Origin of the sequence: Actinoplanes sp. SE50/110 (assembly GCF_900119315.1) — a bacterium.
In the GTDB taxonomy this organism is placed as follows: Bacteria; Actinomycetota; Actinomycetes; order Mycobacteriales; family Micromonosporaceae; genus Actinoplanes.
In genome coordinates this window covers 2,620,630-2,632,681 of record NZ_LT827010.1, presented here as the reverse complement: position 1 = coordinate 2,632,681, position 12,052 = coordinate 2,620,630, and the positions used below count along the sequence as shown (strand labels likewise).

The 12,052-nt window shown below is 70.3% G+C and carries 12 protein-coding genes; 5 read left to right on the top strand and 7 right to left on the bottom strand.

The genetic code is table 11. The features are described from left to right. Positions 1–11 precede the first annotated feature (11 nt). Genes ACSP50_RS11765 through ACSP50_RS11750 form a run of 4 tightly spaced genes read left to right on the top strand, consistent with a single transcriptional unit; the run spans position 12 to position 2,567 of the window. Positions 12–698: an energy-coupling factor ABC transporter permease gene (locus ACSP50_RS11765; RefSeq protein WP_014689409.1), complete on the top strand. Its 687-nt coding sequence runs from the start codon at positions 12–14 to the stop codon at positions 696–698. Beyond that, the gene (locus tag ACSP50_RS11760; RefSeq protein ID WP_014689408.1) at positions 695–1,030 is read left to right on the top strand and encodes a PDGLE domain-containing protein; all 336 of its coding nucleotides are present in this window, start codon (positions 695–697) and stop codon (positions 1,028–1,030) included. The genes ACSP50_RS11765 and ACSP50_RS11760 overlap by 4 nt, the downstream gene beginning before the upstream one ends. A 2-nt stretch (positions 1,031–1,032) precedes the next feature. Beyond that, positions 1,033–1,797, top strand: a complete 765-nt coding sequence (gene cbiQ, locus ACSP50_RS11755) for a cobalt ECF transporter T component CbiQ (protein ID WP_014689407.1) — start codon at positions 1,033–1,035, stop codon at positions 1,795–1,797. Further along, positions 1,794–2,567 carry an energy-coupling factor ABC transporter ATP-binding protein gene (locus ACSP50_RS11750; protein ID WP_014689406.1) on the top strand — a complete coding sequence of 258 codons (774 nt, stop codon included), beginning with the start codon at positions 1,794–1,796 and terminating at the stop codon, positions 2,565–2,567. The genes cbiQ and ACSP50_RS11750 overlap by 4 nt, the downstream gene beginning before the upstream one ends. A 6-nt stretch (positions 2,568–2,573) precedes the next feature. On the opposite strand, the gene ACSP50_RS11745 is transcribed toward ACSP50_RS11750, so the two are convergent. The 4 genes from ACSP50_RS11745 to ACSP50_RS11730 form a co-directional block, all read right to left on the bottom strand. Then, a complete protein-coding gene (locus ACSP50_RS11745; RefSeq protein WP_231956909.1) occupies positions 2,574–2,975 on the bottom strand; it encodes a peptidoglycan-binding protein in 402 nt (133 codons plus the stop codon). A 188-nt stretch (positions 2,976–3,163) separates the two neighbouring features. Continuing rightward, complete coding sequence (locus ACSP50_RS11740; protein ID WP_014689404.1) at positions 3,164–5,572, bottom strand: phosphoketolase; 2,409 nt, start codon at positions 5,570–5,572, stop codon at positions 3,164–3,166. 133 nt (positions 5,573–5,705) lie between these two features. Continuing rightward, positions 5,706–6,371 (bottom strand): enoyl-CoA hydratase-related protein, encoded by a 666-nt coding sequence (locus tag ACSP50_RS11735; protein ID WP_014689403.1) that lies wholly within the window; start codon positions 6,369–6,371, stop codon positions 5,706–5,708. 66 nt (positions 6,372–6,437) lie between these two features. Further along, a complete protein-coding gene (locus ACSP50_RS11730; protein ID WP_014689402.1) occupies positions 6,438–7,055 on the bottom strand; it encodes a DUF5937 family protein in 618 nt (205 codons plus the stop codon). Between the two features lie 313 nt (positions 7,056–7,368). On the opposite strand from ACSP50_RS11730, the gene ACSP50_RS11725 reads away from it, so the two are divergent. After that, positions 7,369–8,010: a hypothetical protein gene (locus ACSP50_RS11725; RefSeq protein WP_052311561.1), complete on the top strand. Its 642-nt coding sequence runs from the start codon at positions 7,369–7,371 to the stop codon at positions 8,008–8,010. On the opposite strand, the gene yicI is transcribed toward ACSP50_RS11725, so the two are convergent. The 3 genes from yicI to ACSP50_RS11710 are packed head-to-tail and all read right to left on the bottom strand — an operon-like array spanning position 8,007 to position 12,052. Further along, entirely contained in the window at positions 8,007–10,256 is a 2,250-nt protein-coding gene (yicI, locus tag ACSP50_RS11720; RefSeq protein WP_014689400.1) for an alpha-xylosidase, read from the bottom strand. The genes ACSP50_RS11725 and yicI overlap by 4 nt on opposite strands. A 25-nt stretch (positions 10,257–10,281) precedes the next feature. Next, positions 10,282–11,163, bottom strand: coding sequence for a carbohydrate ABC transporter permease (locus ACSP50_RS11715; RefSeq protein WP_014689399.1), 882 nt, complete (start codon positions 11,161–11,163; stop codon positions 10,282–10,284). Positions 11,164–11,170: 7 nt separating this feature from the next. After that, positions 11,171–12,052 (bottom strand): carbohydrate ABC transporter permease, encoded by an 882-nt coding sequence (locus ACSP50_RS11710; RefSeq protein WP_043513976.1) that lies wholly within the window; start codon positions 12,050–12,052, stop codon positions 11,171–11,173.

The following is a 12,052-nucleotide window of genomic DNA, read 5'->3' as shown; positions in this document are numbered from 1 at the left end:
GAGGGGGCGCCATGGACGCGCAAGCGATGCACATCGCGAACGGGATCGTGAACGGGCCGGTCTCCGCCGCCTTCGTCGTGCTCGCCGTCGCGGCCCTCGCCGTGTGCGTGTGGCGGGCGCGGGCCGATCTCGACGATCGGCTGGCGCCGATGGCCGGGCTGGTCGCGGCGTTCATCTTCGCCGTGCAGATGTTGAATTTCCAGGTGCTGCCGGGCGTCTCCGGGCACCTGCTGGGCGGCACGCTCGCGGTCATCCTGGTCGGGCCGTGGGTCGGCGCGCTCTGCGTCTCGACCGTGCTGATCGTGCAGTGCCTGCTGTTCGCCGACGGCGGCCTGACCGCGATCGGGCTGAACATCACGAACATGGCGCTGCTCGGCACCGCGGCCGGCTATCTGCTGGTCGCCGGCCTGCTGCGGATCCTGCCGAAGAGTCCGGCCGGGCTGGGCGCGACCGCGTTCGTCGCCTCGGTCGTCTCGGTGGTGGTCGCCTCGCAGGGTTTCGTCCTGGAGTACGCGCTGGGCGGCACCACCGACCTGTCGTTGCCGTGGATCTCCGGCACGATGGCCGGGGTGCACGTGCTGATCGGGATCGGTGAGGGGATCATCGCGGCGACCACCGTGATGACCGTGGCCCGGGTGCGGCCCGACCTGGTCTACGCGCTCCGGAAATTCCGCAAGCCGGTGGAGGTGGCCGCGTGAACCGCAAGCTTTTCCTGGCCGCGGGGCTGCTGGTCGCCCTGCTGCTGGCCGGCGTGGTGAGCAATTTCGCGTCCGGCAGCCCGGACGGGCTGGACGCGACGGCCCGGCAGGGCTGCACATTCGACGCGGCCGGCCGGATCACCGGCGGGCACTGCATGGCGCAGCGGGAGCAGGCGCATCAGATGGCGGACAGCCCGCTCGCCGGGTACGGCATCCGCGGCCTGCACCATGCGGCGCTGTCGACCGGGCTGGCCGGGGTGGCCGGGGTGCTGATCACGTTCGGGATCGGGCTGGGCGGGTTCTGGCTCGTCCGCCGGCGGAAGGTGTCCTGAGGATGGGGGCGGGGCACTCGCATCCGCTGTATCTGGACCGGCGGGGCCCCCTGCACCGGCTGGCGCCCGAGGTCAAGATCGTGGCGGCGCTGCTGTTCACGGTGGTCGTGGTGGTCACGCCACCGACGCTCTACGCCGCCTTCCTCGGCTACCTCCTCCTGGTGGCCCTGCTGGCCGCCGCCGCCCGGGTGCCGGTGGGGTGGCTGGCCAAACGCGCCAGCATCGAGCTGCCGTTCGTCCTGCTCGCGCTGGCACTGCCGGTCCTCGGGCACGGCGCACGGGTCACCTGGCTGGGCCTGTCGCTGTCGGTCGACGGGCTGCACGGGGCGTGGAACATCTTCGCCAAGGGCACCCTGGGCGTGCTCGCCTCGCTGCTGCTGGCCGCCACCACCACGATGCGTGACCTGATCCTCGGGCTGGACCGGCTGCGGGTGCCGTCGGTGTTCACCCAGATCGCCACGTTCATGCTGCGCTACATCGACGTGCTCGCCGACGACGCCCGGCGGATGCGGATCGCCCGGCTGTCCCGCGGCTACGATCCACGGTTCCTGTGGCAGGTCAAGGCGTTCGCGGTCGGCGTGGGTTCGCTGTTCCTGCGCTCCTACGAGCGGGGCGAGCGGGTCTACCTGGCGATGGTGTCGCGCGGCTACACCGGGCGGATGCCACAGCTGACCGGGCCGGTCGCGCCGGCCGGGCAGTGGGCGGTCTCCGCGGTACTGCCGCTGCTCACCGCCGGCATCGCGGTCGCCGCGGGGGTGCTCGGATGACCGCGCTGCGGATCACCGGGTTGCACTACTCCTACCCGGACGGCCGGGCCGCGCTGCGCGGCGTCGACCTGACCCTCGCCGCCGGCGAACGGGTCGCGCTGCTCGGCCCGAACGGCGCCGGCAAGACCACTCTGGTGCTGCACCTCAACGGCATCCTGCACGGCGGGGGCGGACAGGTCGAGGTCTCCGGACTGCCGGTCACCCCGGGCGACCGGGCCGCGATCGCCGAGGTCCGCCGCCGGGTCGGCATCGTCTTCCAGGACCCCGACGACCAGCTGTTCATGCCGTCGGTCGCGGAGGATGTCGCTTTCGGCCCGGCCAATTGCGGCGTACGCGGCGCCGAGCTCGAGGCCCGCGTCGACGAGGCGCTGCGGGCGGTCGGCATGGCCGAGCATCGGGATCAGGTCCCGCATCACCTGTCGTTCGGCCAGCGCCGCCGGGTGGCGGTGGCCACCGTGCTGGCGATGCGCCCGGAGATCCTGGTCCTGGACGAGCCGTCGTCGAACCTGGATCCGGCCAGCCGCCGGGAGCTCGCCGAGATCCTCGAGTCGCTGCCGGTCACGCTGCTGATGGTGACCCACGATCTGCCGTACGCGCTGGAGTTGTGCCCGCGCTCGGTGATCCTGGACGCGGGCCGGATCGTGGCCGACGGTGCGACGTCCGCGCTGCTGGCCGACCGGGACCTGATGCGGGGGCACCGGCTGGAGTTGCCGTTCGGCTTCGACCCGGTGGCCGCGGTCAGAGGACGCCGGGAGTCCGGCGCCCTCTGAGCGGGATCAGGCGGCCTCGGCCAGCGTTTCCGGGCCCGCTGCTTCCGGACCCGTTTCCGGGCCGGCGATGATGGCCTGCCAGGTCTGCCGGCCGACCACACCGTCGGCGTCGAGACCCGCCCGGGCCTGGAAGGCGCGGACCGCCGACTCGGTCTCCGGGCCGAACTCGCCGTCCGGCACCGACTCCCGGCGGAACTTGTGTTGGACCCCGGCGACCGCATTGCCCTGGGCGCCGGGTCCGACCTCCTTGATCAGCGCCAGCCACGTCTCCGCGCAGACGATGCCGTTGTCGGGGAGACCCTTCGTGCGCTGATAGGCGCGTACCGCATCACCGGTCTGGGCGCCGAAGACGCCGTCCACGGTGACCGTGTGACCGTGTGCACGCAGCAGGTATTGCAGCGTGGGCACGGGATGTTGCGTCGAACCCTGTCGGGTCGTCGGCCAAGGGCTGAGCGTACCGGCCATCCGGGGTCCCCTTCCTCAACGTCGAGTAGGCGTGTGTCATTCACCTTCGCGTCATCCGGCGTCGAAAGAAAGGGTGAAGTATCTCTCCGCCCACACTTTGTAAGGCGGAGAGGCACTCAAACCCTCCTAGATCAACTTTGCGCCCAGTCCTGGAGTGACCAATCCCGCACCTCGGGCATGTCCTCCAGGTGCTCCACCACGTAGGTCGCGTGCTTCTCCAGCTGCGCCTCGCACCACGCCTTCAGCTCCGACGCGCCGCTCGGCAGCCGCCTCGCGTTGTTGATCGCGTCGATCACCAGGTGGTAGCGGGACGCCTTGTTGCGCACCGTCATGTCGAACGGCGTGGTGGTGGTGCCCTGCTCGATGAAGCCGCGCACCCGGAACCGGTCGGCGTCCGGCCGGCCGTGCACCAGCTGGTGGATCGCCCCCGGGTAGCCGTGGAAGGAGAACACCACGTCGACGTGGTCGGTGAACAGCTCGCGGAACATCGTCTCGCTCATGCCGTGCGGGTGGTCCTTGGGCCGCGGCAGCGTCATCAGGTCGACCACGTTCACCACCCGGGTCCTCAGCTGCGGCAGCCGCTCCATCAGGATCCGCGCGGCGGCCACCGTCTCCATGGTGACCACGTCGCCGGCGCAGGCCAGCACGATGTCCGGGTCGCTGTTGCCGTCGTCGGTGCCGGCCCACTCCCAGATGCCGGCCCCCTTGGCGCAGTGGTCGATCGCCTGGTCCATGTCGAGCCACTGCAGCTGCGGCTGCTTGTCGATGACGATCAGGTTGATGTACGACCGGGAGCGGAAGCAGTGGTCGGCCACCGACAGCAGCGTGTTCGCGTCCGGCGGCAGGTAGACGCGGGCGACGTCGCCGCGCTGGGTGAGCACGTTCTGGATCAGACCGGGGCCCTGGTGCGAGAAGCCGTTGTGGTCGTTGCGCCAGGCGGTCGAGGTGAGCAGGATGTTGAGGCTCGGCACCTTGGCCCGCCAGGGCAGGTGCGAGGCCTCCTGCAGCCACTTGCCGTGCTGGATCGTCTGCGACGCGCTGACCATCGCGAAGGCCTCGTAGGTGGCGAACATGCCGTGCCGCCCGGTCAGCGTGTAACCCTCCAGCCAGCCGTGGCAGTTGTGCTCGGAGAGCACCTCCATCACCCGGCCGGTGGGGCTGAGCTGCACGTCGTCCGGGGTGACGGTCTCCATGAAGGCCCGGTCGGAGACCTCGAAGACGGCGCCGAGCCGGTTCGAGTTCGTCTCGTCGGGGCAGAACAGCCGGAACCGGTCGTCGTTGCGCGTGTAGATGTCGCGCATCATCTCGCCCAGCTTGCGGGTCGACTCGGCGCGCCCGGCGGCCGGCGTCTTCACCTCGACCGCATAGTCCCGGAAGTCGGGCAGGTCCAGATCCCGGGTGAGCCGGCCGCCGTTGGCGTGCGGGCTGGCACTCATCCGCAGGTCGCCCTCGGGCGCCAGGTCACGGACCGGGCCGGTGGGCGCACCGGTGGCGTCGAACAGCTCGTCCGGCCGGTAGGAGCGCAGCCACTCCTCGAGCATCCGCAGGTGGTCCGGGTTGTCCTTGACCCCGGAGAGCGGGACCTGGTGGGCGCGCCAGGTGCCGCCCACGGTCACCCCGTCGACCGTCTGCGGGCCGGTCCAGCCCTTCGGCGTGCGCAGGATGATCAGCGGCCAGTGTGGACGCCGGCCGTCCCCGGCCCCGCCGCGCGCCGCCGCCTGGATGGCCCGGATCCGGCCCCAGGCCTCGGCCAGCGCCTGCGCGAACCGGTGGTGCATGCCGGGCAGGTCGTCGCCGCCGACCTCGATGATCGCGTAACCGTGGCCCTCCAGGAGCTTGCGCACCTCGGCCGGATCCTTGCGGGCCAGCACGGTCGGGCCGGCGATCTTCGCGCCGTTGAGGTGCAGGATCGGCAGGACCGCGCCGTCGTGCTCCGGGTTGATGAACGAGATGCCCTTCCACGAGCCCTCCAGGGGCCCGGTCTCCGCCTCGCCGTCACCGACCACGGCGATGGTCAGCAGGTCGGGGTTGTCCATCACCGAGCCGAACGCGTGCACCAGCACATAGCCCAGCTCGCCGCCCTCGTGGATCGAGCCGGGCGTGGTCACCGATACGTGGCTGGGGATGCCGCCCGGGCTGGAGAACTGGCGGAACAGCCGCAGCAGCCCCTCCTCGTCCTGCCCGACCCGGGGGTAGACCTCCGCATAGGTCCCCTCCAGGTAGCCCGCGGCGACCAGCGCCGGGCCGCCGTGCCCCGGCCCGGCCAGATAGATCGCCTGCTGGCCGGTGGTCTTGATCAGCCGGGAGACGTGGGCGTAGATGAACGACAGGCCGGGGCTGGTGCCCCAGTGCCCGAGCAGCCGGGGTTTGATGTGCTCCGGCTTCAGCGGCTCCCGCAGCAGCGGATTGCCCTGCAGGTAGATCTGGCCGACGGTGAGGTAGTTGTTCGCCCGCCACCAGGCGTCGAGGCTCGCGACCTCGGTGTCGTCGGGGTGGGCCAGCCTGCGCACCAGGTCCTCATGGTCGAGCACAGCGGTCACGATCTTTCCTTCCCGGAAGGCTTCGTCGATGCTCACTCTTCTCGGCCAGGACCCTGCCGGGCAGGGTCCTTCGGCCCCTTCGAGCGGGACGATACCCCCGGGATCAGACGACATTCCGGGTCGTCGACGTGAACTACCGGGTGACCCGCTCCCGCAACGCGGTCAGCGCGGTCGCGTACATCCGGGTCTTGATCGTGCCGAGCGTGTCCCCCGCGTTCGGGGCCAGCGTCGCGGCGAGCCGCACCGCGGTCGGCAGCACCGCTTCCGCCTCCACCGCCTGGTCGACGATCGCCGCGGCCCGCGCGTCGGTCCCGCCGTAGCGCCGGCCGGCGGTCATCGCCTCGTGGGCCACCTGCGGTGCCAGCCGTCCCTGGATGAGCGCCGACATGCCCGGCGTGAACGGGATGCTGATGTTCACCTCGGGCAGGCACCAGAACCCGCGGTCGGCCCGCATCACCCGGAAGTCGTGCGTCAGCGTCAGCATCGCCCCGGCCGCGAACGCATGCCCCTGGATCGCCGCCACGGTCGGCAGCGGAAGAGCGAGAAACCGGGCGAGCAGATTCTGTACGTCCTGGGCATACTGCGCGAAATCGTCCCCGTGCGTGCCGAGCCACTCCAGGTCCAGCCCGTTCGAGTAGAACTTCCCGGACGCCGTGGTGACCAGCGCCTTCGGCGTGTCCGCCTTCTCCACCTCGTCGAGGGCGGCACCGACCGCCGCGAGCCAGTCGGGGTGGAACCGGTTCTCCGAGTCACCGAGGTCGAGAATGAAGACGTCGTCCTGACGGTCGAGCGTGGGCATGGCATCTCCTGTCGCTGATGTTACCCGTCGGTAACTTCGCCATCTTTCCGCACCCCGCCCAGCCGGTCAAGGCGACCCCGGCAGCGGCCGTCTACGCTCCCGGTGAGCCGCTGCGTCAGGGACCGATGGGGTGGCAGCTGTCACGCCGTGCAGAAGCGCATCGCCCATAGGCGTGCGGGAGTACAACACCGAACGGCCCGACCTGGCCTTGCCGACGAGCCCGGTGCCGAGCAGTATCGCGAGGTGATCGCCGACGGCTCCCGGTGCCAGCGCGAGAGTCCGCGCCAGTTGTGTCGTGCTCGTCGGCGTCGCCAGAGCGGTGATCAGCCGGGCCCGTGACCGGCCGAGCAGAGCTGCCAGCGAGGCGGCCGGCGGCGCGGGGTCGAAGAGCGTCGCGCTCCCGCGGGCGGGATGGACGATCGCCTTGGGCCAGGGGTCGTCGGCGAAGACGGCGACGCCGGGCCAGATGGTGACCGAGGGCACGAGCAGGAGGCTCTCGCCGTCGAGCGACACCGTGCCGCCCGAGCGGCCGGCCGCCTCGATCGTGCCCTCGCGCCAGCGGACCTGGGACGAGACACCGGCGAGCGCGGCAGTCCACCCGGCACGACCCAACTCGCCGGAACGGTGCACGACGTCGCGTTCGCAGACGGCGCGCAGACGTGGCCAGTCGTCGGACAGCAGCACGTCCAGGCGCGGGCGAGGAAGTCCGCCAGGCGGTCGAGCACATCGCCGGCGAGCAGGATGGAACGTGCCGGCGACGTGGCGTCCGGACAGCGCGCCAAGTACCAGTCGATCTCTTCGCGGACGGCGGGAAGGGGCTGAGAGCGAACCTGTAAAAGATCTTGATCGATGGTCTGCGCCACTGGGCCGTTCGCTGTTCAACGCCGCATCGGCCGGCGCGCAACTGCTCGGTCTGGCCCTCGGCGGCGCCGCGGTTGCGGCGATCGGCGCACGCCACGCGCTGCTGATCGGCGCCGGCTGCCACGCGGTCGCCGCCGTGACCGTCCGATTCGGGCTGCCGGACCTGACCGGCGCGGCGTCGACCGGTTCGCCGGTGCGGGCGAGCCTCACCGGTGCCGGCACACTGCTGAGCAACGGACCGGTCCGGCGGCTGCTGCTCGCGCAGTGGCTGCCGGCCGCGTCCATGATGGGCACCGACGGCCTGCTGGTGGCTTTCGCCTCCGGGCGAGGCTTTCCCGGTGCGGCTGCCAGTGTGCTCCTGGCCGCGTCGCCCGCCGGCATGTTCGCCGGCGAGCTGGTGATGGGCCGGCTCGTCCGCCCCGCCCACCGGCCACGACTGGTCGCACCTCTGATGCTGCTGACGGGTGCGCCGCTGCTCGCGCTCGGCGCCGTCGCTTTCCCGGCGTCCGTTGCGCTGCTCGTGCTCGCCGGCTTCGGTTTCGCCTACGGCGTGGGTCTGCAGCAACCGTTTCTCCAGGCGGTGCCCGCCGAGTCGCGCGGGCAGTCGTTCGCGCTCCTCAGCACCGGTGCGATGACGCTGCAGGGGCTCGGCCCCCTGGTCTTCGGCGCCGCCGCCCAGCTCACCACCCCGGGCTTGGCGATCGCCGCCGCCGGGCTGGCGACGATCGCCTGTCTCCCCCTGGTCAGGCCCTGGTCCGGTCGTCGCGGCAACGACTAACCCAGGGCCAGGGTGCAGCTGTCCTGATCGGCCCGCAGTTCGGTGATGCCGGAACCGAGTTGGACCCGCCACGGCAAGGCGTCGCCGGAGCGCCCGATCCGGATCTCGTCGCCCTCGCGAGCGACCGTGAACACCGTGTCCGCGCCGGACGGCCCGGGGACGACCACCGCGACCCGGTCCGCCGGCGGTTCACACAGGCGCAGCGTGACGCCGTCGCGGTAGTCGTAGTCGGGGCGGTCGTGGCGGGCGCCGACCGGGATCACCGCGCCCGGGCGGACCAGCAGGGGGACGCTGAAGAAGTCGTGGGTCTCGCGGACCCAGCCGGGTCCTTCGACGATCTCGCCGGTCAGGTAGTGGGTCCAGCGGCCCGCGGGCACGTAGTAGCGGACGTCGCCGGCGGCGCTGAACACCGGGGCGACCAGCAGGTCACCGCCGAGCAGGTACTGCCGGTCCAGGTAGGCGACGGCCGGGTCGTCGGGGAACGCCAGGTACAGCGGGCGCATCACCGGCAGGCCGGTCAGGTGTGCTTCGCGGGCGGCGCCGAAGACGTACGGCATCAATCGGTGTTTGAGGTGGGTGAAGGTGCGGAGCACGTCGACGGATTCCTCGTCGAAGTTCCACGGGACGCGGTACGACTTGGAGCCGTGCAGCCGGCTGTGCGAGGACAGCAGGCCGAACGCCACCCAGCGTTTGAAGACGGCCGGGTCGGGCAGGCCTTCAAAGCCGCCGATGTCGTGGCTCCAGAAGCCGAAACCGGACGACATCAGGGACAGGCCACCGCGCAGGCTCTCCGCCATCGAGGCGAAGTTGCCGGTGTTGTCGCCGCCCCAGTGGACCGGGAACTGCTGGCCGCCGACCGTGGCGGAGCGGGCGAACAGCACCGCCTCGCCCTCGCCGCGCGCTTCCCGCAGCACGTCGAAGACCACCCGGTTGTACAGCTGCGTGTAGTAGTTGTGCATACGTTCCGGGTCGGAGCCGTCGTGCCAGGCGATGCCGTCGACCGGGATCCGCTCGCCGAAGTCCGACTTGAACGCGTCCACGCCCATCTCGGTGAGGGCGCGCAGTTTCGCGGCGTACCACTGCCGGGCCTCGGGGTTGGTGAAGTCGACCAGCGCCATGCCGGCCTGCCAGCGGTCCCACTGCCAGACGTCGCCGCCGGTGGTGCGCACCAGGTAGCCGCCGGCCTTGCCCTCGGCGAACAGCGGGGATCGCTGGGCGATGTACGGGTTGATCCACAGGCAGACCCTGAGCCCCCGGCCGGCCAGTCGTTTCAGCATGCCGGCCGGGTCCGGGAAGATCCGGGTGTCCCACTCGAAGTCGCACCAGTTGAACTCGCGCATCCAGAACGTGTCGAAGTGGAACACGCTCAGCGGCAGGTCCCGGTCGGCCATCCCGTCGACGAACCTGTTGACCGTCTCCTCGTCGTACGACGTGGTGAACGAGGTGGTCAGCCACAGCCCGAAGGACCAGGCCGGGGGCAGCGCGGGCCGCCCGGTCAGCGCGGTGTACCGGCGGATCACGTCGGCCGGCGTCGGACCGTTGATGATCAGGTAGGAGAGGCGCTGCCCGGCGACGCTGAACTGGGTGCGGGTGACCATCTCGGAGGCCACCTCGAAGGAGACCCTGCCCGGGTGGTCGACGAGCACCCCGTAGCCGGCGCTGGTCAGGTAGAACGGGACGTTCTTGTACGCCTGCTCGCTGCTGGTGCCGCCGTCCTCGTTCCAGATGTCGATGCTCTGACCGTTCTTGACCAGGGGCCCGAACCGTTCGCCGAGGCCGTAGACGACCTCCCCCACCCCGAGGTCCAGCTGCTCGTGGACGAAGTCGCCGGCCGGCCCGGAGACGACGCCCATCCCCTTCCCGCCACTGCCGGTGATCCGCCGGTCGCCGGCCAGGAAGTCGAGTCCCCAGTCGTCGCCGGTGTCGACCCGGGCGGTCAGCGTCCCGGAGGTGAACGTCGACGCGGTGACCGTGACGTCGGCCGGCTGCCCGCCGATGGTGAACTCCGGACCCTTGGCGACACCGCCCTGGAAGTGTTCGACGGTGACCCGGATGACGTCGTCCATCGGCGCGGTCAGGGTGACCGTGATCAGCGGCGCGTCCAGGGTGTCGCCCCGGTCGCGCACCCGCCGGGTGGCGGCGTAGACGGTCAGCGAGTCCGGCCCGGGAACGCTGTCCTGCAGGTGAGCGGGGTGCACGACGGTGAGGCCGTCGCGCTTACGCCAGTAGCCGTCGGTGAACCTCATGTGTGGGTGTCCTTTTTTCTCAAGATCACTTGATGGCGCCGGCGGCGATGCCGCGCGTGAGGGTCCGCTGGAAGATCAGGAAGAAGACCATCGCCGGGATGATGCCGATCAGCGCGGACGCGCTGGTGGTCGTGGCGTCCATCATCCGGTCGCCCTGCAGCACGCCGAGGGCCACCGGGACGGTCTGGTTGTCGTTGGAGATCAGGAAGATCAGCGGCAGGAAGAACTCGTTCCACGTCCAGATGAAGAAGAACGTGAACAGCACCGCGAGGGTGGGCCGGCTGACCGGGACAACCACCCGCCACAGCGCGCGCCACTTCCCGGCGCCGTCGATCGCCGCCGCCTCCAGCAACTCCCTGGGGAACTCGGTGTAGACCGAGGTGAGCAGGTACGTGCCGAAGGCGCTCTGGATGACGGTGAAGATGATGACGATGGAGAACAGGCTGTCGTAGAGGCCGAGCTGCTTCGACAGGTAGTACAGCGGGTAGACCAGCACCTCCTGCGGCAGCAGGTTGGCGATCAGGAAGAAGACCAGGAACCAGATCCGGCCCTGGATCCGGCCGATGCCCAGGGCGTACGCGTTGAACACCGACAGGATCACGCCGAGGACCGCCACCACCAGGCTGGTGATGAAGCTGTTCCAGAGTTTGAGCCCGAAGTCGACCCGGTTCCAGAAGTCGACGATGCCCTGGAGGTAGAGGTGGTGCGGCAGCGCGAGCGGGCCGTGCGCGGCGTAGTCGGCCGGGCTCTTCACCGCGTTGACCGCGATCACCAGCAGCGGTGCGACGACGAGCAGGAGCAGGACGAGCAGCAGGGTCAGGATCAGGAAGCGGCCCGGGTGGCGTCCGCGCAGCGGGACACGTTCCGGGATGCGGGTCCGCGGTGCGCGCGTGGCGGTGACGGTCATCGGTGGTTCAGCTCCGCTCGGCACGGTTCTGCAGGCGCAGGAAGACGATCGCGAGGATCACGATCAGGACGGTGAGCACGGTGGAGATCGCCGACCCGTACCCGACCTGGGCTTTCTCGAAGAAGTTCTTGTAGGCGAAGTACGACGGGACCAGCGTCGCGTTGCTGGGGCCACCGCGGGTCAGCACGAAGATCTGCCCGAAGATCTTGAGCGAGGCGATCGTGGTGGTGACCAGTACGACGTACAGCTCGGGCCGGATCATCGCGATGGTGATCCTCCGGAACCGCTGCCACCAGGAGGCGCCGTCCAGGTCGGCCGCCTCGTACAGCTCGGGGTCGATGCGCTGCAGCCCGGACATGAACATGACGATCGGGTAGCCGAGCTGGCACCAGATCATCACCGCCATCACGCTGTACAGGGCGTACTTCGGATCGCCGAGCCAGTTGCGGGACAGCGAGCCCAGCCCGATCGTCTCCAGGATCCGGTTCAGCGCGCCGTAACCGGGGTGCAGGATCCAGCCCCAGATGATGCCGGTCACCGCCACCGGGAGCACCTGCGGCAGGTAGTAGCCGGAGCGCAGGATCGACGCCCAGCGGTCGCTGAACTTCTTGGCCACGTAGTCGAACAGCACCGCGGCCAGCACCAACCCGAGGAGGGTCGGCACCACGGCCATCGCCAGGATCAGCAGGACGATGTGGCCGAACGAGGCCCAGAAGTTGGCGTCGGCGAAGAGCCGGGTGTAGTTGCCGAAGCCGACCCAGCGGGGGCTGCCGATCCCGGTCCACCGGGTGAAGCTGATGTAGATCGTCATCACCAGCGGGACGACGATCACCGCGGTGGAGGCGACGAGTCCGGGCAGGAGATAGACGGCGTATCCGCGATTCTTCAC

Excerpts from the sequence above, each read along its gene's own strand:
- ACSP50_RS11765 (WP_014689409.1), top strand. The coding sequence starts at position 12 with ATGGACGCGCAAGCGATGCACATCGCGAACGGGATCGTGAACGGGCCG.
- cbiQ (WP_014689407.1), top strand. The coding sequence starts at position 1,033 with ATGGGGGCGGGGCACTCGCATCCGCTGTATCTGGACCGGCGGGGCCCC.
- ACSP50_RS11750 (WP_014689406.1), top strand. The coding sequence starts at position 1,794 with ATGACCGCGCTGCGGATCACCGGGTTGCACTACTCCTACCCGGACGGC.
- ACSP50_RS11735 (WP_014689403.1), bottom strand. The coding sequence starts at position 6,371 with ATGCCCACGCTCGACCGTCAGGACGACGTCTTCATTCTCGACCTCGGT.
- yicI (WP_014689400.1), bottom strand. The coding sequence starts at position 10,256 with ATGAGGTTCACCGACGGCTACTGGCGTAAGCGCGACGGCCTCACCGTC.
- ACSP50_RS11715 (WP_014689399.1), bottom strand. The coding sequence starts at position 11,163 with ATGACCGTCACCGCCACGCGCGCACCGCGGACCCGCATCCCGGAACGT.